20 protein-coding genes and 3 tRNA genes are annotated in these 22,253 nt (G+C 47.2%); 13 read left to right on the top strand and 10 right to left on the bottom strand.

Annotation, left to right across the window (positions count from 1 at the left end; translation table 11 throughout):
• Nucleotides 1-44: 44 nt before the first annotated feature.
• Together ABXJ76_RS13150 and ABXJ76_RS13145 are read right to left on the bottom strand one after the other, a co-directional pair.
• A complete protein-coding gene (locus ABXJ76_RS13150; RefSeq protein ID WP_432741107.1) occupies nt 45-536 on the bottom strand; it encodes an Hsp20/alpha crystallin family protein in 492 nt (163 codons plus the stop codon).
• Nucleotides 537-607: 71 nt separating this feature from the next.
• On the bottom strand, nt 608-799 hold the full coding sequence (locus tag ABXJ76_RS13145; protein WP_432741106.1) for a DUF2934 domain-containing protein: 192 nt from the start codon (nt 797-799) through the stop codon (nt 608-610).
• Between the two features lie 218 nt (nt 800-1,017).
• Here ABXJ76_RS13145 and ggt point away from each other — a divergent pair, with 218 nt between their 5' ends.
• Together ggt and ABXJ76_RS13135 are read left to right on the top strand one after the other, a co-directional pair.
• Nucleotides 1,018-2,691, top strand: coding sequence for a gamma-glutamyltransferase (gene ggt, locus ABXJ76_RS13140; RefSeq protein WP_432741105.1), 1,674 nt, complete (start codon nt 1,018-1,020; stop codon nt 2,689-2,691).
• Nucleotides 2,692-2,846: 155 nt separating this feature from the next.
• On the top strand, nt 2,847-3,542 hold the full coding sequence (locus ABXJ76_RS13135; RefSeq protein ID WP_432741104.1) for a 4'-phosphopantetheinyl transferase family protein: 696 nt from the start codon (nt 2,847-2,849) through the stop codon (nt 3,540-3,542).
• Between the two features lie 100 nt (nt 3,543-3,642).
• Here ABXJ76_RS13135 and ABXJ76_RS13130 read toward each other — a convergent pair whose 3' ends face one another.
• Nucleotides 3,643-4,836, bottom strand: coding sequence for an OmpA family protein (locus ABXJ76_RS13130; RefSeq protein ID WP_432741102.1), 1,194 nt, complete (start codon nt 4,834-4,836; stop codon nt 3,643-3,645).
• 306 nt (nt 4,837-5,142) lie between these two features.
• Between ABXJ76_RS13130 and ABXJ76_RS13125 the strand changes: the two genes are divergently transcribed.
• The 6 genes from ABXJ76_RS13125 to dmeF all read left to right on the top strand — a co-directional run bounded on the left by ABXJ76_RS13125 (nt 5,143) and on the right by dmeF (nt 8,573).
• Nucleotides 5,143-5,604 (top strand): tetratricopeptide repeat protein, encoded by a 462-nt coding sequence (locus ABXJ76_RS13125; RefSeq protein ID WP_432741100.1) that lies wholly within the window; start codon nt 5,143-5,145, stop codon nt 5,602-5,604.
• Between the two features lie 6 nt (nt 5,605-5,610).
• Complete coding sequence (gene gltX, locus ABXJ76_RS13120; RefSeq protein ID WP_432741098.1) at nt 5,611-7,014, top strand: glutamate--tRNA ligase; 1,404 nt, start codon at nt 5,611-5,613, stop codon at nt 7,012-7,014.
• A 47-nt stretch (nt 7,015-7,061) separates the two neighbouring features.
• Nucleotides 7,062-7,137, top strand: a tRNA-Ala gene (locus ABXJ76_RS13115).
• A gap of 17 nt (nt 7,138-7,154) precedes the next feature.
• Nucleotides 7,155-7,230, top strand: a tRNA-Glu gene (locus tag ABXJ76_RS13110).
• A 115-nt stretch (nt 7,231-7,345) separates the two neighbouring features.
• A tRNA-Glu gene (locus ABXJ76_RS13105) sits at nt 7,346-7,421 on the top strand.
• 210 nt (nt 7,422-7,631) lie between these two features.
• Complete coding sequence (gene dmeF / locus ABXJ76_RS13100; protein ID WP_432741096.1) at nt 7,632-8,573, top strand: CDF family Co(II)/Ni(II) efflux transporter DmeF; 942 nt, start codon at nt 7,632-7,634, stop codon at nt 8,571-8,573.
• Between the two features lie 456 nt (nt 8,574-9,029).
• On the opposite strand, the gene ABXJ76_RS13095 is transcribed toward dmeF, so the two are convergent.
• From ABXJ76_RS13095 to ABXJ76_RS13085, 3 genes are all read right to left on the bottom strand, one after another.
• Complete coding sequence (locus ABXJ76_RS13095; RefSeq protein ID WP_432741094.1) at nt 9,030-10,091, bottom strand: GGDEF domain-containing protein; 1,062 nt, start codon at nt 10,089-10,091, stop codon at nt 9,030-9,032.
• Between the two features lie 117 nt (nt 10,092-10,208).
• Nucleotides 10,209-11,162: a magnesium/cobalt transporter CorA gene (gene corA / locus ABXJ76_RS13090; RefSeq protein WP_432741093.1), complete on the bottom strand. Its 954-nt coding sequence runs from the start codon at nt 11,160-11,162 to the stop codon at nt 10,209-10,211.
• A gap of 18 nt (nt 11,163-11,180) precedes the next feature.
• Entirely contained in the window at nt 11,181-11,690 is a 510-nt protein-coding gene (locus ABXJ76_RS13085) for a SixA phosphatase family protein (protein ID WP_432741092.1), read from the bottom strand.
• A 363-nt stretch (nt 11,691-12,053) separates the two neighbouring features.
• On the opposite strand from ABXJ76_RS13085, the gene ABXJ76_RS13080 reads away from it, so the two are divergent.
• Together ABXJ76_RS13080 and ABXJ76_RS13075 are read left to right on the top strand one after the other, a co-directional pair.
• The gene (locus tag ABXJ76_RS13080; RefSeq protein WP_432741090.1) at nt 12,054-12,320 is read left to right on the top strand and encodes a hypothetical protein; all 267 of its coding nucleotides are present in this window, start codon (nt 12,054-12,056) and stop codon (nt 12,318-12,320) included.
• 348 nt (nt 12,321-12,668) lie between these two features.
• On the top strand, nt 12,669-13,352 hold the full coding sequence (locus ABXJ76_RS13075; protein WP_432741089.1) for a metallophosphoesterase family protein: 684 nt from the start codon (nt 12,669-12,671) through the stop codon (nt 13,350-13,352).
• A 49-nt stretch (nt 13,353-13,401) separates the two neighbouring features.
• Here the strand turns inward: ABXJ76_RS13075 and ABXJ76_RS13070 are convergent, their stop codons facing one another.
• The 4 genes from ABXJ76_RS13070 to ABXJ76_RS13055 all read right to left on the bottom strand — a co-directional run bounded on the left by ABXJ76_RS13070 (nt 13,402) and on the right by ABXJ76_RS13055 (nt 16,462).
• On the bottom strand, nt 13,402-14,988 hold the full coding sequence (locus tag ABXJ76_RS13070) for an ABC-F family ATPase (protein ID WP_432741088.1): 1,587 nt from the start codon (nt 14,986-14,988) through the stop codon (nt 13,402-13,404).
• A gap of 84 nt (nt 14,989-15,072) precedes the next feature.
• Nucleotides 15,073-15,609 (bottom strand): YaeQ family protein, encoded by a 537-nt coding sequence (locus tag ABXJ76_RS13065; protein ID WP_432741087.1) that lies wholly within the window; start codon nt 15,607-15,609, stop codon nt 15,073-15,075.
• Nucleotides 15,610-15,674: 65 nt separating this feature from the next.
• A complete protein-coding gene (locus ABXJ76_RS13060) occupies nt 15,675-16,148 on the bottom strand; it encodes an NYN domain-containing protein (protein WP_432741086.1) in 474 nt (157 codons plus the stop codon).
• Between the two features lie 2 nt (nt 16,149-16,150).
• Complete coding sequence (locus tag ABXJ76_RS13055; RefSeq protein ID WP_432741084.1) at nt 16,151-16,462, bottom strand: pyrimidine/purine nucleoside phosphorylase; 312 nt, start codon at nt 16,460-16,462, stop codon at nt 16,151-16,153.
• Between the two features lie 301 nt (nt 16,463-16,763).
• On the opposite strand from ABXJ76_RS13055, the gene ABXJ76_RS13050 reads away from it, so the two are divergent.
• The 3 genes from ABXJ76_RS13050 to ABXJ76_RS13040 all read left to right on the top strand — a co-directional run bounded on the left by ABXJ76_RS13050 (nt 16,764) and on the right by ABXJ76_RS13040 (nt 22,230).
• Nucleotides 16,764-20,555 (top strand): Helicase associated domain protein, encoded by a 3,792-nt coding sequence (locus ABXJ76_RS13050; RefSeq protein ID WP_432741083.1) that lies wholly within the window; start codon nt 16,764-16,766, stop codon nt 20,553-20,555.
• Nucleotides 20,556-20,606: 51 nt separating this feature from the next.
• Entirely contained in the window at nt 20,607-21,530 is a 924-nt protein-coding gene (locus ABXJ76_RS13045) for a hypothetical protein (RefSeq protein WP_432741081.1), read from the top strand.
• A gap of 160 nt (nt 21,531-21,690) precedes the next feature.
• Nucleotides 21,691-22,230 (top strand): REP-associated tyrosine transposase, encoded by a 540-nt coding sequence (locus tag ABXJ76_RS13040; protein ID WP_432741079.1) that lies wholly within the window; start codon nt 21,691-21,693, stop codon nt 22,228-22,230.
• Nucleotides 22,231-22,253 lie beyond the last annotated feature (23 nt).

Below are 22,253 nucleotides of genomic sequence, written 5' to 3'. Positions count from 1 at the left end.
TGTTATTCGTATTTATCCGTTTTCAATGTTTCCGGTTTGTGCAACTAACTGATTTCGATGCTTTTGCGCTTGCTCTTTTCGATTTTGGGAATGGTTACTTTCAATATGCCGTCTTTAAACGATGCTTTTGCCTTGTCACCATCGACATTGTTGGGTAAGGACAGGGTGCGCTGAAACTCGCCATGCGATATTTCGCGGCGAAAATATTTGCCTTTTCCCCCTTCTTTTTTTTCTTCCTTGGTGGAAGAGCGGATGGTAATGGTCTGGTTGTTAATGGATACCTCCAGGTCTTCTTTTTTAACGCCCGGCAATGCCGCCTGAACTTCTATTTCATTGTCGTGATCGAGAATATCGACTTTTGGAATGCTGATTTCCGGCAGGGTAGGTACATTCCAGTCCAGCAAGCGCGGCCATCTGCGGGAGAGGAAATCATCAAAAAAATGATCAAATTCATCGAACGACGCCAGTCCGCCTAGCGATGTTTTGGGTGATAATTCAGAACTTTTTTTTGTGGTATCTATCTCTTTATTTGACATAATTTACTCCGGTAAATTGATTGTAAAATAGTAGCCTAACGAGGCATCGCGACTTGTATCCGGTTGTATTGTTACAGCAAAAATTTCCGTTCGGCCTCAAGCCAGTCTTCAAGTTCATAGCCTGGTGCAAAATCCCTGCTTTCGGCCTTGTGATAGGCTATTTCCGCAATCTTGGCGTCACGGTCAGGAAGATATATCGTTGAGCGGTCTTCGTCAGACGTTGAAACTTCCTGATTTTTAGTTTTTTTAGCAGTTACAGTCATTTTTCACCTCTTTATAGTGATTAAGGATCGCCCTTTGAGTTATGTATGAAACAAAAGCAACACTATGTATTCTAAATAGGAAAATAAAAAAAAATATTAGTACGAATACCTAATGCTTTGGCTTTATTGAGCGTCCTAAAAAATCAGTTGAGCATCAAGCTAACGAGACCCTGCAAATGTGGTTTAATTGCATCAACTAAATTTAATCTGAGGAAAAGATGTTTAAGAAATATTGTGCCGTACTCCTTATAACAACCGTTTTTGGGATTGCGCAGGTTTATGCGGATCGAACCCGTGCTGCAATTGCCAGTGCGCATCCTCTGGCGACGGCAGCCGGTTTTGAGGTTTTGGATAAAGGCGGCAATGTTTTTGATGCGGCCGTGGCGGTCAGTGCAACATTGGCAGTGGTTGAACCCTCCGGTTCTGGGCTGGGCGGTGGCGGTTACTGGTTGTTGCACAGGGAGCAGGATGGTTTTGAAACCATGATCGACGGGCGCGAAAAAGCGCCGTTGGCGGCTCATCAGACGATGTTTTTGGATAAGGTCGGCAAGGTGATTCCCGGTTTATCGCTCGATGGCGCGTTAGCGGCTGCGATCCCCGGGCTGCCTGCGGCTCTGGTGCATTTGTCGGAAAAATACGGACGCTTGCCGTTGGCGGAAAGTCTGCAACCTGCGATAAGGGCGGCACAAAGCGGTTTCGCCATCGGTGAAAGACATCGAAAGCTACTCAAGTTCAGGGCTGAGCTGATCAAAAAACACCCGCAGACTGCACGGATATTTTTGACTGATGGCGATATTCCCGAGGCTTATTCAATACTCAGGCAAAAAGACTTGGCCCATACCTTAAGGCAATTGGCTGATTCGGGACGGGATGGATTTTATGGCGGCGAAGTAGCCGATAAGCTGGTGGCGGGCGTCAACAAGGCGGGCGGCATCTGGACAAAACAGGATCTGGCGTCTTATCAGATTGTCGAACGGGAGCCGGTAACGGGTAATTATCGCGGCATAAAAATCACCAGCGCCGCGCCGTCGTCATCCGGCGGTATTGTGTTGATTGAAGCACTGAATATTCTGTCCGGCTATGATTTGACGCAGGCCGATGAGCCAACCCGAAAGCATCTTATCGTCGAGGCCATGCGCCGTGCTTATCATGATCGGACCTTGTATCTGGGCGATTCGGACTTTATCGACATGCCGGTTAGGCGCTTGTTAAACGAGGATTATGCGGCCGGATTGCGCAGCAGTCTGCGACTCGATAAAGCGTTGCCCAGCGGCATGCTGTCAGGAGAAATTCAACCGCAGCCTGAGGGTGTCAATACCAGCCATTTTTCGATTATTGATGAGCAAGGCAATCGGGTTGCCGCAACCTTAAGTATTAACTTTCCTTTTGGTGCGGGTTTGGTGGCGCCTGGAACCGGCGTATTGCTGAACGATCATATGGATGATTTTGCCAGTCTGCCGGGCGCTATGAACGGTTACGGACTGGTAGGCGGTATCGCCAACGCGATCGCGCCGGGCAAGCGTATGTTGTCCAGTATGACGCCCACTTTTCTTGATGACGGGCATCATGTCGCGGTGTTGGGAACGCCGGGCGGCAGTCGAATTATTTCGATGGTGCTGTTAGCCGCGCTGGATTTTGCCAAAGGCCATGAGCCGGACTCATGGGTGCAAGTGCCGCGTTTTCATCATCAATTTATGCCGGATGTGATTGAATATGAACAAGGCGCACTGACGGCGGATGAGCAAACCCGGCTTGCCGCAATGGGGCATCAGCTGAAAGCGGCGCGTTATCATTACGGCAATATGCAGGCGGTACAGTGGAATAAAACCACGGGTCAATTGACTGCGGCCAGTGATCGTCGGGGCGAGGGCCGGGCTGTTGTTGGGCATTAAGTTTATGTTGTGGGAACGAATTTATTCGCGCTTTTAAATCTACTGCGCGAATAAATTCGCGCCCACAACATTCGACCATAACGACTTTCGGCTTAACTTAATGGCACAGTGACAGGGTGCGTGGGAATGAGAAAGCCAGCGAAAACTTCAGGATCATGAATACCGATACTATCCAAATATGGCATGGCAATGTTGTTGCCGATGATGAGCATTATCAAAACTACTGGCGCGTTCTCGATGCAGTCGAGCAGGCACAAGCCGAGAAATTCAAATACGATTGGCTAGGCAAGCGCTATGTCGAAGTGCATGGTCGCTTAAGAAACGTGTTAGCTCAAACGCTTAATTTGCCGCCGGAAAAGATCAGTATAAAAAAAGCCGAACACGGCAAACCCTATCTTGCCGATAATCCCGAGCTGGTATTCAATCTGTCCCATTCAGCCAATACGATGGTAATTGCCGTAGGCTGGAACTGTCAGTTAGGTGTGGATGTGGAGTGCTGTAAACCCAGAGCCAGTCTAGCAGCGCTGGTCGACAAATGTTTTGCTGAAGAAGAGGTCGCTTATTGGAACCAGCTGCCGGAAGCTCAAAAAATAGTCGAGTTTTATCGCTTCTGGACGCGTAAGGAGGCTTTCGTTAAAGCCACTGGACGCGGTATCGCCTTAGGGTTAAATCATTGTGTGGTTAATCCTGAAAACCAGGCTGGGTTTTTAAGGGTTCCGGTTGATTGCGGTCAGGCTGCAATGTGGCAGGTGCGGGATATAGCTTTAGGGCAGGGCATTTGTAGTGCGTTAGTGACAGACAAGGAAATTGCTGAAGTTAAGCTTGTAGATTTGGATCTGCAACTTTCCTGAGAGGCTGTCCGAATCAAATCGTTGCTGTGGCGCAGATAAAAAAGGGCGGGTAATAACCCCGCCCTTTAGAGCGTTTCCGGTTTGGCTGTATCGGTTAACTTTACTTAAATACTTTCAGCTCCACTCTGCGGTTGTTGGCCCGGCCTGCTTCGGTTTCATTGGTGTCGACAGGTTGGGTTAAGCCGTATCCGCGTGCGGTCAATGCGGTATCTGCATGGACGTATTTGTCGCTTAAATAGTTTTTAACCGCCAGTGCGCGGCGTTCGGATAATGCTTGGTTGTATGCCGCAGTGCCGGTGCTGCTGGTGTGGCCTTGTACTTCAATATTGATGCCGGGATTGTGTTTGATGACGCTAACGGCATTATCGAGTTCAGTATAGTAATAGGGTTTGATGTCGCTCTTATCATTGTCGAATTTTATATCAACAATCCAGCAGCCGAATGGGTTAACGTGAGCGCCTTTTAAGGTGTCGGGGCATTTATCATCGCAATTATTAATGCCGTCGGCATCATCATCGAGCATTGAGCAGTCGGCAACCGGTGGTGTGCCGGATTTTAGAAAAACGCTTTGTACAAATTTGGCCATGTCGGCGCTGCTGGAAATCCGATCAGCCGTGGTGCTAAATCCGCAACCGCCCATGTTGGAGAGGTTATTTAATACGATTTGACCTTGACTGTCTTTTTCGTTGCCTACCCAGACGGTATAAACGCATAATCTGTCGCCATACTGTTGCTTCAGGGATTGAACGGCGGCATAAGGATTAGCGTCCAGTCCATAGCCATCGCTGAGGATCAAAACGGCGACGTTGCCGGTTGTGTTTGCTAAATCGTCGGCTGTTCCCTCAATTCCGTTAATCATCGGTGAGCCGCCGCTTGCGCAGGTCAATGTATCGATACCGCTACCGAATGATGACTTTGAGTAGGGGGTCGGTGCTAGATTAAGCCGGGTGAATCCCCAGTCCAGACAGGGGCCGAAGCCAAAGCTGCGAATGCTTGAGGTCATTTTCAGGTCAGGAAGGGTTAGGTTTATTCTGCTCAGGATTTCTTTTTCGACGGAGAGTTTAGTCGGGGAGGGCTGGGCCGGGTAGCCTGCACCATGATAAGTTTCGGCCATTGATGATGAGGAATCATTGAGGACAAAGAAGTTATCGGTTTTTTGTAGGTACTGTCCTGAAGCAACCAAATCGTTTAGCTCTGCCGGGTGAAATGCATTGAAAGTGCTCAACGGTTGCGAAGCGCAGCCCGATAGAAGTGCACTGGCAATAGCGGCTGCAATGATAAATATTTTTTTCATGGAATATCTCCTGATTACCAAATCGTTTAAGATAACATGATGTTATCCTGCAGCCATTGGCGTTAAATGGAACAGGTAAGCCTAAAGCAATCAATTGGAATGTTAACGGCTACAGGATATAGGAATCAACTTATTTATAAAATCAGTGGAAATACTTATTGTAACAATATGATTGGTTACATTCAGGTCAATACTGGCAACTTAATAATTGATTTTAGCGGTAGTTTGTTTTACGGATAATTTGTCTTTGCTTCCCGGCGTGAAATAATGCGGGTTTTTCAATTAAAGAAAAAGGGAGTTCCATTGATGTTCAAATTATTCATGTTAGCTTTTTTATTGTTGCTTAGCCCGGGTGTGCAAGCAGAACAACAAGCACTGCAGGATGATGTTCGACAAGCCGCAATACAAGGCTATGCAATGGCTCAAGCTAAATTGGGGTCGATGTATTTATTAGGTCGTAACGGCGTTGAAATAGATGAGCAGAAAGCTGCCGAGTGGATGTTAAAATCTGCAAATCAAGGCGTTATTGAGGCTGAAGTGGTTATGGCGGCGCTATACGACCGGGGCATCGGTGTGAAAAATGATGTTAAAATGGCGACAGCGTGGTACCAAAAAGCTGCCGCCCAAGGACATGGCCCTTCATTGGCTATTTTGGGCAAGAATGCCGCCGCTAAGGGAGCGATTGCTTTTAATTATCAAGCGATGCGCTTGACTGCCTCTAAGCAAATCCCGAAAGAATACGCCAACAGAATTTTACTGACGAAATAATATCAAATGAGTATAAAAACACGTTTTGCCCCGAGTCCAACGGGTTATCTGCATGTAGGCGGTGCCCGCACTGCCTTGTTTTCCTGGCTTTATGCGCGTAAACACGGAGGAAAGTTTATTTTACGGATCGAGGATACCGATCTGGAACGGTCCACGCAGGAATCGGTCGATGCTATTTTGGAAGGCATGACTTGGTTGGGGCTGGAATATGACGAAGGGCCATTTTATCAGACCCATCATTTCGATCGCTATAAACAGATTATTCAGCAGTTGCTGGATCAGGGCAATGCCTATTACTGCTATTGCAGTAAAGACGAACTGGAGCAGTTGCGTACCGAGCAAATGGCGAATAAGGAAAAGCCGCGCTATAACGGCAAATGCAGGGATTCTGATGAGCTTAAGAATGATCGGGAAGCCGTCATCCGTTTTAAAAATCCTGTTGACGGGGCTGTAACCATTCCCGATTTGATTAAAGGCGACATTGTAGTCGGCAACAAAGAACTGGACGACCTGATTATCGCCCGAGGCGATGGCACACCGACTTATAATTTAACGGTGGTGGTTGATGACATGGATATGCAGGTCACCCATGTGATACGCGGTGATGATCATATCAATAACACGCCCAGGCAGATGAATATTCTTCAAGCCCTAGGTGCCAAACTGCCCAAATACGCGCATCTTCCGATGATCCTCGGTTCTGATGGCGCCAGGTTGTCAAAGCGCCACGGCGCGGTCAGCGTGATGCAATTTCGTGACGACGGCTATTTGCCCGAAGCCTTGTTGAATTATCTGGTGCGTCTGGGTTGGTCGCATGGCGATCAGGAGATTTTTTCTGTTGATGAAATGATTGAACATTTTGCGTTGGAAAATGTCAATGTGTCGGCATCTACATTCAACACCGAAAAGCTGTTATGGCTGAATCATCATTACATTATGACTAGCGATCCTGCTCATGTGGCGCGTCATTTAAGCTGGCACATGGGCGAACTGGGTATCGATCCTACCGATGGGCCGAGTCTTGTCGATATGGTCAAGGCGCAACGCGAACGCTGCAAGACCCTGGTTGAAATAGCGGCTGCCAGCGTTTATTTTTACAAGGATTTTGACGCCTATGATGAAAAAGCGGCTAAAAAGAATTTTACCCCAGCTGCGGCAGAGGTTTTGGCGCGGTTGCATGATGACTTTACTGAGGTAACAGAATGGCAGGGTGAGGCGTTGCATCAGATTGTACTGAATCTGGCTGAAACCATGGAGCTAGGTCTGGGTAAGATTGCTCAGCCTTTGCGCGTTGCCGTTTGCGGTTCAGCGGTTTCGCCGGCGATTGATATTACCTTGTCATTGCTGGGTAAAGAAAAGACTTTGGCGAGAATACGGCGAGCCATAAATCATATAAATAATTTAAATTAGTATTGGACAGGATGGATAATTAATGTACAATGCCGGTTCTCAACTTAGGGGCCATAGCTCAATTGGGAGAGCGCAACACTGGCAGTGTTGAGGTCAGCGGTTCGATCCCGCTTGGCTCCACCAATAGTTGATCAGTTCTAGTCCCCATCGTCTAGTGGCCTAGGACACCGCCCTTTCACGGCGGTAACGGGGGTTCGAACCCCCCTGGGGACGCCATTATATTAAGGCCTATAAGCATAGGCCTTTTTTTATAGTTTTGCTTTTTGTGCTGTTCGAAGCATAAATAAGTAAGTTGATGTACAGTTAAGTATAGGCTGACTAAACCAGTTTAGTCCCCATCGTCTAGTGGCCTAGGACACCGCCCTTTCACGGCGGTAACGGGGGTTCGAACCCCCCTGGGGACGCCATTATTAGAAGGGTTATCAATATGATAACCCTTTTTTATGCCTGTCAGTTTGAGTTTGCGATCAGACCCTGCCAAATAATCCTTATCAAAAGCGATGGTTATTCTATAAAATAGAATTTCCGTCATCATTACGGCCTGATCAAAAGAAATAGGCGCAGCACACTATTTTATTGGACTGGTTAGTTTAACGAATACAAAAACAGGGTTCGGAATGCATGCGCACACATTAGATATTCTGAAGCACGAACACAATTTTTCAGCCCTTAATAAAAAAGGGGAGCGGCGAACCAAGCTGGTTCTGGTACTCACTTTTTTTACCATGATTCTGGAAATAATCACGGGCAACTTGTTTGGATCGATGGCGCTGCTGGCCGATGGCTGGCACATGGGCACACATGTTGCCGCGTTCATTATTACTCTGATTGCTTATCGCTATTCCCGCGTTCATGCGCATGATCAGACCTTTGCGTTCAGTCCCGCAAAAGTGGGTGTTCTGGGGGGCTATACCAGTTCTATTGTTCTGGGCGTTGTAGCCTTGATTATGTTGGTTGAGTCAGGGCAGCGCATCGTTCATCCGCACACCATTCATTTTAATGAAGCTATTGCCATTGCTGGTTTCGGCTTATTGATTAACTTGATTTGTGCGCTGCTGCTTAAAGATCATCATGGACATGGTCACGCTGATCATCACCATGACCATAATCTTAAAGCGGCTTATCTGCATGTACTTGCCGATGCATTGACTTCAGTGCTGGCCATTATTGCACTGGGACTGGGTAAATATTATGGCTGGAATTGGCTGGATCCGGTTATGGGTATGGTGGGGGCATTGATTATCCTTCAATGGTCGTATTTGTTACTGACAGAGACCAGTCCGGTATTGCTTGATGAAAGCATAGCATTGGAATATAAATTGGCGATAAGAGAAAAAATAGAAAATGACGCCGACAATCGTATTTCAGACCTTCATATCTGGCGGGTAGGTCCTGGTCATTTTGCGATAATTATCTCGCTAGTCTCGCATAATCCCAAAGCGCCGGAATATTATAAGGAGCTATTAAAAGAGTTTCGCTACGGAGGCATTAATAAATTGTCACATATTACCGTTGAGGTAAATCGATGCGCTGGCGATTTTTGTATTAAACAAAGGTGATGCTGCTTTGAAATTTCGACGCCGGAGCGTGAACATCGTGAAAACCTGTTGCCACCATCAAGCAGGTGGTATCGACATCAGTACTTCGGTGTTTGTTTTTGTAAAGAGTAAAGAGTCAATCATGCGATTTTTTGCCAAAATCCTGCGCCCTATTCGATTAGGCCAGTTGGTGATTGATGGGTTGTATTAAATGAACGCCGCATTGCCGTGTCATAGAAAATTAATAGCGGTGTCATCAAACTTTAACATCGCTTAATCAGAATAACCCTTTGAATCATTTGCCAGGGGTTAACCGCCATGAACAAATTCGTATTGAACAATCTCAATATAATGACAATATCATTGGCTATGTTTATTTTGAGTTTAATGGTAACTGGGGGCGTTGAGCTATTAATTAAGGAATTGTTTCTCATGGGGTAGGGTGCTATGCCTTGCCGGGCTTTAAAAGAAGATTCATTAGATCGCGACCTGTGCGGCAACTTGATTTTTACTTTCGCGCTTGTTGGCATACATGGCTTGATCTGCATGATGTAACAATGCTTCAGCCGTGTCGCCGTGTTGTGGATAGGTGGCAATGCCGATGCTGATATCGGTGGTGATTGCGTTGCTTCGGTAGTTGAAACTGCTTGCGACCAATGTATCTTTGATGCGCTTTGCCACCCGTTCTGCCGCTTCTACAGTGGTTTCCGGCAGTAATACGGTGAATTCGTCGCCCCCGTAGCGGGCTGCGGTGTCGCAGCCTCTTAAGCAGTGACGAAAGTTATCGGCGATAGTTTGCAATAACAGGTTGCCTGCTTCGTGACCGTATTGGTCATTGACGCTTTTTAAGTTATCGCAATCTCCCAGTAATAGACTGAAAGTATATCCGCCGCGCCGGGCTTGCTGCAATTGTTTTTCCAATAGTTCCATGAAGGCGCGGCGGTTGTAGAGATTAGTTAATTCATCGGTTTGCGCGGCGGTTTTGATACGGCTGAAAGCGTGGTAGATGTCGTTAGACAACATGGTGGTGATGTAACCCACCAGTAACATAGGAAATAGCCACGTCAACAGGACGCTGCTTTGGCTTAGGGAAAAGAACTCGCCGCCAGCTAGGTCGTTTTTGCCCAAATACAGATAGCAACTGCCGATTAATAGCACTTCCAATAATGTCGTTAGCTTGCCTAAAGCCAGGGCGCTGGTAATGATGGGTAGAAAGTACAAGTTAAGCAACAGGCTGTCTTGGCGTCCGGTGTGCCAGACAAACCAGGTGATTAACAAGATCATGACCCAAGTTTCTAAGGCTAGCTTCCAAATGTTGGCTTGGGTAAAAAAGTTGAAGTAATGGAATGCTATGACGAAGCCTGCGAAAGCGCAGAGGCCGCCTAATAAAAAAATTTTAACGCTTTCCTCGGTATGGCCCACTACCAGATAGAACAACATCAAGACCAGCAGTAACCATTCAATTTCTGCGACGGTGCGGGAAAAGCCGCTCAGGGCCTCAGGTTCTTGATTGAGACGAAAAAAGGGTTCCTTGGTCATGACGATTTTCCCTGTTGAAGGTGTTGAGCATAGAGGGAGCTGGCTTATTTTTTTATTTTAACATAGCCATTACGCGGCAGCCGTGTAGGTTGCCGCTATGGATGAGTTATACCTAGCTCACAACCAGCCTTTCCGTTTAAAAAACCAATAAGGCGCAATCCCCGCCAGCAGCATTAAGCCCAGCGCACCCGGATAGCCCAGGCGCAAACTGAGTTCTGGCATAAAGCGAAAATTCATGCCGTAAATACTGGCTACCAAGGTAGGGGGTAGAAATACCACGGCGGCAATAGAAAAGATTTTAATGATCTTGTTCTGGGCAATGTTGATAAAGCCCTGGGTCGAGTCCATCAAGAAATTGATTTTATCGAACAGGAAAGTGGTATGCGACATCAACGTTTCCACGTCGCGCATAATCTCCCGCGCCGTTTCCTGCAACTCGGGCTGGTTGCGCAAATGCCGTTGCAAGAAGGATATGGAGCGTTGTGTATCCATCAGGCATAGTCGAATCTTGCCGTTGCTATCCTCCAATTTGGCCAGTTGATCAATGGCGTTTTCAAGGTCGGAGTCTATTTCTTCCAGTACCAGATAACTGACATCTTCCAGTTTACGATGAATGTCTTCCAGTGCGTCGGCGAGATTCTCCACTTTTTGTTCGAACATCATTACCAGTAATTCCTGCGGAGAATGAGCCTCTATCTGTCCACGCCGGGCGCGCATACGCAGCAGGCGAAAATCGGCCAAGGCTCCGTCGCGCAGGGTAATTAAGCGGTCGTTTTGCAAGATGAAGGCGACGGTCGCCGTGCTGTGCCGTCCCTCGCTTTGGGCGAGAAATAAAGAGCGTACATGAATGCCGGTATTATCGGTAAAGTAACGCGCCGAAGACTCGATTTCTTCCACATCATCCGACTCTGGCAATTCCGTACGCAAAAAGGCTTGTAGTAGCGCCCGCTCACTGTCACTGGCATCGTGGGCATCTATCCAAGCGGCTTTAGCCACTGCCTGCTTGAGTTGATTGTCCTGCGGCGTTTGTTCTTTGAGTCGCCCCTTGTCGATATTGAATAGTCGTAACATGAAGATATTCTCTTTTTATTATTCAGGCAGGCTATCCGGACGAATCAGCGTGACTAATGTGGCGGTACCTTCGGACAGTTCTGTCCAGTCGCCTTCGAAAGCGAGTTGGGCTAAAGCGGCGGTAGGCAGATATTTTCCGTCAGCGGATAATGGAACCGCATGGGAGGTTAATTTTAATAACAAGTCTTCTAAGCCGGGATTATGGCCGACCAGCAGCACTCGTTGATCTTGGTGACGGGATTTTAGTACTGTCAGCAAGGTTAGGGCGTCTGCTTGATAAATGCGTGGGTTGCAGATAATGGCTGATTCGTCTATGTTCAACTGCTTGCAAACCCGTTGCGCGGTTGTCAGCGCACGCGTAGCCGGAGAGCTGAGTATGGTGTCGGGTATCAAATGCTGCTCATGCAGCCAGCGTCCCACCCGCTTGGCGGCGCGACGGCCACGTTTATTCAGTGGGCGGAAAAAATCATCCATATCAGCAGACCAATCCGATTTGGCGTGTCGTAATAATAAAAGTTCGTGAGTCATAAAGTTTTCTGTCATGGAGGGTGATAGCAGGACACTTTCGCGTTCTTAACACTATACCAGTTAATGTTTACAATTTTGTTAAATCAAAAGTAAAAAAAACATCTGAAACCTAGCAACGTAAGGTGTTTGAGATGTCAGTTGTCCGGTCGGACTGGTGGTATTACGTATTGATTGTAGTGATTGATTTATCTACACTATAAATGATTATGCAATATCAACTAGTTTTTTAAGTTAAACGATGATTAACTGATGTTACGCAGGCAAACCAAAAATCAATAACTTATAAAGCAAAAAATGACCATAAGTTATTGATAATTCGTAGTCGGTGCGTAACATCAGTGATTAATAAAGATGAGGTGAGTCATGTCAATAAAAGAAGATTTTGATAATTTATTAGATAAGCTGCAAATAGAACGTGATGAAATCAATTTAAAACTGCATTTGGCTTCTATGGAGGCCAAACAAGAATTTGAAGAAGCCGAAAAAACATGGCACCGTTTAAAAATCAAAGCTACTGAAATAGCGGATGATTCGGTGGAGACTTCAGAAGAGTTTATTGCCAAAGCCAAAATAGTCGGTGAAGAACTGAAAGATACTTACTACCGTATTGGTAAGCGCTTGGCCGATTAGAAACATTGCAAAAGCTGGAGGCACTCTCTTGTTAAAGGGAGTGTTTTTTATCCAGGCATCAAATTTTTCGCTTATTTACCGTTACTTCCTGCGCAACACTGGGGTTCTGCCTGTTTTTGTTCTGCGATCTGATTAAGATGAATTAAGGTAGCAAACTCGTCTGTAAAATAGAGTAGAGTGAGAAAACCCATCCGAAAATTCTAATCGACTCCACTGGCATTTAATGTCTGATATTAATCAACACGACTTTTGTCTATAATCGTGAGGAATTTCAAACCTGCGTGGAGCAACGAAAATAAAACGTTGTTTTTTGATAAGGGTTAGGTTTCAGTTAACAGGAGTAACAATGTGAACCCACAGAACAAGGTTTTATTTGCAGGCGATCCGCATGGGAATTTCAAGCCGCTGATAGCGGCAGTGCATAAATACAAACCGGAAGCCGTCGTGTTATTGGGTGATTATGATTTGGATATGCCCCTGGAAGTCTGTTTGCAGGAAATTGTCGGTTTAACTCAAATCTGGTGGATTGCAGGGAATCATGATTTTGAAACGCCTAGCAAACATAAGCATTTGTTTGATTCAGCGTTAGCTGATAAGGGTTTGCACTTGAAAGTCACGGAAATAGCAGGGTTGAGAATTGCCGGTTTAGGCGGTATTTTTTTGGGGCGGGTCTGGTATCCGCCGCAACAGCCTAAATGGCGGGGAAAGCAGCATTATCTGCATAATCAATCGGTCAATAGTCGGCATATGGCTATGTCGCTAAAATACAAGGGGGCGATTTGGCATGATGAGTTTGAGGCATTAAAGACGCTGAGAGCGGATATTTTGGTGACCCATGAAGCGCCGGGATCTCATCGGCACGGCTTTGATGTGATTAGTGAGTTGGCCGTTGCGATGGGAGTAAAAAATATCTTTCATGGCCATTTACATGAAAATTATGCCGGCATGGTTAAAAACAATATTAAGGTAGTCGGTGTGGCAGACAGAGCTGTTGCCGATTTGGTGGGCAATACGTTAATGAACGGAAGTTAATCGCTGGGTTTTACGCGATTGCTTCAAACCCAGCTTACCATTTGCCGATCTACGCTTGGCGGCTTAAATAATCCTCATAATTACCGCTAAAATCAACAATCCCGGTCGGGGTTAATTCGATAATCCGTGTCGCCAGCGATGACACAAACTCCCGGTCATGGCTGACAAATATCAAGGTGCCGGGATAGCTTTCCAGCGCGGTATTGAGCGATTCAATCGATTCCATATCCAAATGGTTGGTCGGTTCGTCCATTACCATGATGTTGTTTTTTTGCAGGATCAGCTTGCCGAACAACATGCGGCCTTGTTCCCCGCCGGAGATGACTTTAACCGATTTGTTGATGTCGTCTGCGCTGAACAATAACCGCCCCAAGGTGCCGCGTATGGCCTGGTCGTCGTCCGATTCTTTGCGCCATTGACTCATCCATTCGATAAGAGTGGTATCTTCGGCGAAGTCTTCGGCATGATCCTGAGCAAAATATCCCACTTCCGAGTTTTCCGACCATTTAACCTCGCCGGCATCCGCTGTTAAATCGCCGACCAAGGTGCGCAGCAGGGTTGTTTTACCGATACCGTTAGGGCCGATAACAGCAATGCGTTCACCGACCGGAACCATCAAATTCAAGTTTTTGAACAGGGGTTGAGCGTCGTAACCTTTAGTTAAGTTGTCGACTTCCAGTGCTAAACGGTGCAATTTTTTGGTCTGGTCAAAACGGAGAAACGGATTAACCCGGCTTGAGGGTTTAACTTCATCCAGTTTAATTTTATCTAATTGCTTGGCGCGCGAAGTGGCTTGTTTGGCCTTGGAAGCATTCGCCGAGAAGCGTCTAACGAAGGTTTGCAGTTCGGCAATCTGGACTTTTTTCTTGGCGTTTCCAGCCATTAAGCGTTCTCTAACTTCGGTAACGGCTACCATGTAATCGTCATAATTGCCGGGGTAAACACGCAACTCGCCATAATCCATATCGGCAACGTGGGTGCAGACGCTGTTTAAAAAGTGGCGATCATGCGAGATGATAACCATGGTGCAATCGCGTTGGTTCAGAATGTCTTCAAGCCAACGGATGGTGTTGATGTCCAGGTTGTTGGTCGGCTCATCGAGCAGCATGATGTCGGGATTGGAAAATAAAGCCTGTGCCAGCAAGACTCTCAGCTTCCAGCCCGGCGCTACCGAACTCATCAGGCCGTTATGTTGTTCCAATGGAATGTCCAGACCCAGCAACAGTTCGCTGGCTCTGGATTCGGCGGTATAGCCGTTAAATTCGGCGAATACCGATTCAAGTTCGGCAGCATGCATGTAGTCATCTTCGGTCGCTTCCATGTTGGCATAAATGGCATCGCGCTCGGACATGGCCGCCCACATTTCAGCGTGTCCCATCAGCACCACGTCCAGTACACGGTAGTCTTCATAAGCGAACTGATCCTGGCGCAAGTTACCCAAGCGCTCATTGGGACTGATACTGACGTTGCCCGCTGACGGTTCCAAATCACCGCTCAATATTTTCATGAAGGTCGACTTTCCGCAGCCGTTTGCGCCGATCAGGCCGTAACGATTGCCGTCGCCGAATTTAACTGAGACGTTTTCAAACAGGGGTTTAGCCCCGAACTGCATGGTGATGTTAGCTGTAGAAATCAAGATTTTTTCCGAAGATTAAAGGTGAAAAGATATATAAAAGGTAACCGGCTAAATAGAGGTAGTGCACCTTTTGTTTAGTTTGAGTTAACTAAGCCAGACCTCTGGCATTATAGTGGCGGTATTTTGATCATCGCTGATCCAAACCTGCCCGTCCTGGATGCTGATTTGTAACTGCATGGTGCGTTTTACCATCGGTGCCAGTTGATCGGTGGCTTCCTTGGGCAGGTTAATAACTGTCAGGTTTTTAAAGCGTTCCAGTTTGGGTTTAATCTGGTTCCACCAGACGGTATTGCGTCCGCCATAGGTATAAAGAATGACTTTATCGGCACGACTGGAGGCTTTGCGGATGCGTTTTTCATCGGGCATGCCCATCTCGATCCACAGTTCAATGTCATCGGTCAGGCTTTTTTGCCAGAGTTCCGGTTCATCATCGGTGCTCAGGCCTTTGGTGAATTGCAGCTGTTCATGGGCATTGATAACAAAGGCCAGCAGGCGCGCCATCATGCGCTCTTCGGTTTCCGAGGGGTGCAAGGCAATGGTCAGGTTATGCGGTTGATAGTAGCCTCTGTCCATGTCGGCAATCTGACAGTCGGCTTTATAGATGGTTGACTTAAGCGCCATTGAGCGATTCTTTGCGGCTTTGAAAAATAAAACCCTATTCTAACAGATTTTAGTCTTTGAATGTTTTACAGTAGCAGCTTATCGCTAATGGCTATAAAACGGTCGGCCGATTTAATCAGTGACGGTGCGGTCAGCGCCGGTACCCCGTAGACTTCGGTTGTTACGCCGTAAACGCTTCGGGCCTTGTTCAATAACAGGTCGAAGTCGCCGTCGCCGGATAATAAAATAATGACATCAGCCTTGGCAGCATAGTCGATTGCATCCAAAGTAATGCCTACGTCCCAATCGCCTTTTGCGGAACCGTCACTACGCTGGATGTAAGGCTTCAGTTTGACTTCAAAGCCGATATTTCTAAGTATCTGCTGAAATCCCAGCTGCTTGCTGTCGCCCTTGTCGATCGCATAAGCAAACGCCGCGACCACTTCCCTGTTGGCGGTCGCCTGCGCCCAGAATGCAGCGTAGTTAAAATGCCGCTGGTAACTTTGCCGGGTGGTGTAATAGATATTTTGCACATCGGCAAAGATGGCGACTTTTTCCATCGTTATTTGAGGAATGAACAGCAGTAATCGCTAGGTGCTTTAACTTTCATCGTGAACGCTGCATTGGCAGGCACGTTGAAAGATTCGCCGCCTTTGATAGTTTGCCATTCCGCGCCGGGCAACAACACGTCCAGGTCGCCGTCGATGATTTCCATTAATTCCGGGTCGGCGGTGTTGAAAGTGTATTCGCCGGGCAGCATGAAGCCCAGGGTTTTAGTCGAACCGTCTGCAAACTTGACAGTCCGGCTGCTGACATTGCCGCCAAAGTAAACATTGGCTTTTTTGACGATGGTTACGTTATTGAATTCTGACATGGGTTTCCTTTGTGGAGAATAGGTAATAAGGCGCGCAATGATACCAGATTGTTTTGCTTTGGTGAGTTGTAATAAAACGCGAATGTCAGAAGTAGGCGCTCCAGGCAACGCTGATTAAGCAGATTTTTCTTTTCTTCTTTTATTGTTCACAGTCTCCGGAGCGTGGGAGCGATACAAAGAAAGCACTCGAATGCCTGCTTACGACCAAAACCGTTCTTCCGACTCACAATCAATATTTTCAGTGAACAATGCAACGGATGGTTTATCATCAATCCAAAATAAAACCAATAAATTCTAATCAGTGGCTACTTTTCTCGAACTCTACCAAAGCTTGGACAATGACCCTTTAAAGCGGGGCAAGCAATTTGAACGCTTTACTAAATGGTTCCTCAAAAATGATCCGGAATGGTCAACTCAGGTTGATCAGGTCTGGCTGTGGCATGAATACCCCAAACGCTGGGGTATTGATTGCGGTGTCGACCTTGTTTTTCAACATAAAAATGGTGAAACCTGGGCAGTGCAGGCCAAGTGCTACTCACACAAGCATGATATTACCAAACACGATGTAGACAAATTCCTCAGCGAGTCTAACCGCACGGGTATCGACAAGCGCCTGCTGATAGCTACCACTGACCGGATCGGCAAAAATGCAATACAGGTCTGCGAAGCCCAGGAAAAAACGGTCGTCAGGTTCCTGCTCTCCGACTTTGAACGTTCAGAGCTTGAATACCCATCACATTACAATGACCTCCATAGCGGCAAGCGCAAGGAAGCTCCCAAGCCTCGCCCACACCAGCTTGAGGCAATCGCCACGGTAGCTGATAACTTCCAACATGCCGAGCGTGGTCAACTGATCATGGCTTGTGGAACAGGCAAGACTTTCACCACACTTTGGATCAAAGAACAGCTTGCATCAAAGCGGACGCTGGTACTGTTGCCATCATTAAGCCTGTTGTCACAAACCCTCAGGGAATGGACGTTTGCCGCAACTCAGCCATTCGATGTGCTTTGTGTATGCTCAGACGAAACCGTTGGAAAACGCGGAGAGGATGAAGCCATCCAGTCGGTTTCCGAACTGGCTTTTCCTGTCACTTCAGATGCAGAGGAAATCAGGCGATTCATAAAAGGGGATGGAGCCAAGGTCATCTTTTCCACCTACCAATCTTCGCCCATAGTAGCCGTTGCGCAAGCCGGTGACTCCACTCTGGCATTCGACCTGGTTGTCGCCGATGAAGCTCATCGTTGTACCGGCAAGATTACCAGCGCTTTCTCCACCGTGTTGGACAACAAGCGCATCATTGCCAGCAAACGCCTGTTCGTAACCGCCACGCCACGCACCTACACCGCTTCAGTAAAGAAAGCAGCTGAGGATCGCGGCATTGAAGTGGCTTGCATGGATGATGAAGCCGTATTCGGTAAGGTGCTGTATTCGCTCCCCTTTGGTAAAGCCATCAGGCAAAACCTGCTGACCGATTACCGGATCGTGATTATTGGTGTAGATAGCCCGATGATTGCCGAATATATTAAGAACAGGGAACTTATCAAAATTGATTCCGGCATCGAAAACGATGCAGAGTCTCTAGCTGCCCAGATTGGCCTACTCAAGGCAATCAAGGATTACGATCTCAAGCGGGTCATCAGCTTTCACAATCGCGTCATTCGGGCTGAATTATTCACGCAAGATATTCAGCAGGTAATTGAATGGATTGGAGACGAGCATCGACCGAGTGGCGTACTCAGAACAGATTTCGTTTCGGGTGCGATGCCGACAGATAAGCGTCGGAGGAAACTTGATCAGCTCAAATCATTGAGAGCAGATGAGCGAGGACTGTTAAGCAATGCAAGGTGTTTGTCAGAAGGTGTCGACGTTCCGTCATTGGATGGTGTGGCATTCATTGATCCACGCAGCAGTCAGATCGATATTATTCAGGCCGTGGGCCGCGCCATTCGTCTGAGTCCAGACAAAAAGACAGGAACCATCGTTCTGCCGGTGTTTATCGCCGCCGGACAGAATGCCAAAGACACAATTGAAGCCAGTCATTTCAAACCCATTTGGGATGTACTGAATGCATTAAAAGCACACGATGACGTGCTGGCTTACGAACTGGATCAGATTAGAACATCGTTGGGCAAAAACCCCGGCGCGGGAGTTGGTGTGGGCGAATTGCGAAAAATCTTCCTCGACCTGCCCACCACGGTTGATGCGTCTTTTGGTAGCGCATTGCGCACTTATCTGGTTGAGCAAGTTACAGCGTCCTGGAACTTCTGGTTTGGATTGCTGGAAGTGTTCATAGAGCGAGAGGGACATGCCGAGGTTTCCCAAAATCACACTACACCAGAGGGATACCGCCTAGGTTCGTGGGTCAGAAACCAACGAGGAGCCAAAGACAGCATGTCACCGGAGCGCAAAGCACGACTGGAAACTTTGCCCGGCTGGGTTTGGGATGTTTTGTCAGAGCAGTGGGTACTAGGATTTAGCCGACTCAAGGCATTCATGGAGCGAGAGGGACATGTTAAGGTGCCAGCGAATCACAAAACAGCAGAGGGGTTCTCCCTCGGTCAGTGGGTCGGTGTGCATCGAAGAGCCAAAGATAGCCTGTCACCGGAGCGCAAAGCACGGCTGGAAGCCTTACCCGGTTGGGTTTGGGATGTTTTGTCAGAACAGTGGGAAGAAGGATTTAGCCGACTCAAGGTGTTCATAGAGCAAGAGGGACATGCCAAGGTGTCAGCGATTTATAAAACACCAGAGGGATATCGCCTAGGTCAGTGGGTCAGTGTGCAACGAAAAGCCAAAGACAGCCTGTCACCGGAGCGTAAAGCACGGCTGGAAGCTTTGTCCGGTTGGGTTTGGATTGCTCGTGCATATGAAGAACAGTGGGAAGAAGGGTTTAGCCAGCTCAAGGCATTCATGGAGCGAGAGGGACATGCCAAGGTTTCCCAAAATCACACAACACCAGAGGGATACCCCCTAGGTCAGTGGGTCAGCCACCAACGAGCAGCCAAAGACAGCCTGTTACCGGAGCGCAATGCACGACTGGAAGCTTTGCCATGTTGGGTTTGGGATGCTTTTTCAGAACGGTGGGAAGAGGGATTTAGCCAGCTCAAGGCGTTCATGGAGCTAGAGGGGCATGCCAAGGTGCCAACGAATCACAAAACACCAGAGGGATACCGCCTGGGCGCCTGGGGCTGCTCCCAACGAACAGCTAAAGATAGCCTGTCACCGGAGCGTAAAGCACGACTGGAAGCCTTGCCCGGTTGGGGTTGGGATGTACTGTCAGAGCAGTGGGAAGAAGGGTTTAGCCAGCTCAAAGAATTCATCGAGCGAGAGGGACATGCCAAGGTTTCCCAAAATCACACTACACCAGAGGGATACCGCCTAGGTTCGTGGGTCAGCAACCAACGAACAGCTAAAGATAGCCTGTCACCGGAGCGTAAAGCACGACTGGAAGCCTTGCCCGGTTGGGGTTGGGATGTACTGTCAGAGCAGTGGGAAGAAGGGTTTAGCCAGCTCAAAGAATTCATCGAGCGAGAGGGACATGCCAAGGTTTCTTTGCGTTACAGCACACCGGAGGGATTCTCCCTAGGTCGGTGGGTCAGTTCGCAACGAGCAGCCAAAGATAGCATGCCACTGGAGCGCAAAGTGCGGCTGGATGCCTTGCCCGGTTGGGTTTGGGATGCTCTGTCAGAGTTGTGGGAAGAAGGATTTCGCCAGCTCAAGGCATTCATAGAGCGAGAGGGACATGCCAAGGTTTCTTTGCGTTACAGCACACCGGAGGGATACCGCCTAGGTTCGTGGGTCAGAAACCAACGAGGAGCCAAAGACAGCCTGTCACCGGAGCGCAAAGCACGACTGGAAACTTTGCCCGGTTGGGTTTGGGATGCTCTGTCAGAGTTGTGGGAAGAAGGATTTCGCCAGCTCAAGGCATTCGCAGATCGAGAGGGACATGCCAAGGTTTCCTATGCTCACAAAACACCGGAGGGATTCTCCCTAGGTCGGTGGGTCAGTTCGCAACGAGCAGCCAAAGATAGCATGCCACTGGAGCGTAAAGCACGACTGGAAGCCTTGCCCGGTTGGGTTTGGCGGGTTAAGTGAGGTCGGTGTATGATAATCCCTTATTTAAATTATTTTTTGGCATGTAATAATATGAATCTATCTCCCCCAATCTCTCGTAATCCATATTACACTGTCGATAAAGAGCCAAGCTTAATAAAGTCCGTATTCGCGTTTATAGATATCCTCGGTTACAAAGGTATAGTTTTAAAAGCTAGGGAAGATAATACAGAAATAATAATGTTTCGCAGACTCTATAATGCGTTAAAGAGCGGAAGGTATCGATTAGAAAAAAGCTGTACTAATGGCAACGATAAGGAATTTGACGATACTGTCAATTATTTAAATGAATCTTCAACTGAAAAGGATGATTATTTTCTCAAAGCATTCACTGACAATATTGTTATTGGTTTCCCTGAAAACAATAACAACCATATATACTTTCAAGTAATTATATCAAAGCTGGCTCGTTTTCAGTTTGAAATGATCGAAAAAGATTTTTTTATTCGTGGTGCCATTTCGTATGACGAGGCCTATATTGACGATATAGTTGTTTTTGGAAGTGCGCTGACTGAAGCCTATAAAGGCGAATCTATTGAAGCAATTAACCCAAGAATTATTCTTACCGAATCCGCAGTCAAAGCTATTTATAGTTATATTGATAGGCACCCCGACCTTACTAGCCATAATAAAATACCATCTTCATGGATTAAGCTAAATCTTTTAGAAGACGCTGATGGAAAATGGTTTATAAATTATCTCAATGCCGCTTTTCTTGATTACTTTGATTATAATAGCGAACCTAACCTTGAAATTATTTTAAAGCACAAGGAACTGGTCGAAAACAACCTTGAAAAACATAAAGAAAATAATTGTGTTTGGCTGAAGTATGTTTGGGTTGCTCATTACCATAACTTCTTCTGCAACCTGCATTCAGAATATTTATTTGAAAAGCACAAAATAATACTCCCTCTTAATCCTTATGATTTTAGAGAAATTTCTTTGTCTAGCGAGTAGTCTGGATGGAGTCCGGTAGGTCGGGCATGCTGTTTATGCCCGACATTCTCAAGCTTCAATACGTTGACGAATTTCGCGATTGACCACTGCCGCTCAATTTTCGGATGCTAAAATGTCGGGCAACGATAAAACTGTTGCCCGACTTTGGAGAATCTTCATCATGCAATATCGTCGCGCTAAAACCCTCGGCGGCACTTATTTTTTCACCGTCGTGACTTTCCGGCGGCGTAAATTTCTCTGCGAACCGGATAACGTCAAATTGTTGCGTACGGCGTTTCGAACCGTTAAATTGGTTCATCCTTTCACCATTGATGCCTTTGTACTGCTGCCGGAACACCTGCATTGCATTTGGACGTTGCCGCCAGACGATAATGATTATCCGATGCGCTGGAATGCAATCAAAAACTATTTCACCCGCCATTGCCCGGATGACCTCAAATTACCACCCTCTGCGTCCCAGCGACGTAAACGCGCACAAACCATCTGGCAACCGCGCTACTGGGAGCACCAAATCCGCGATGACCGAGACTTCGAAAAACATTGCGATTACATCCATTGGAATCCGGTGAAACATGGCTTGGTATCCCATCCCGGTGCCTGGCCCTATTCGAGCTTTCACCGCTACCTTCGCCTTGGGCTTTATCTGTCAAATTGGGCGGAACTTCCAAAGCGTCATGAGGGCGATATTTATGGGGAATAATAATTCCAAAGCGGAACGGGAAT

Source organism: Methylobacter arcticus, from assembly GCF_050917435.1.
Taxonomy (GTDB): Bacteria; Pseudomonadota; Gammaproteobacteria; order Methylococcales; family Methylomonadaceae; genus Methylobacter_A; species Methylobacter_A titanis.
This window is presented reverse-complemented; position numbering and strand designations above follow the sequence as displayed.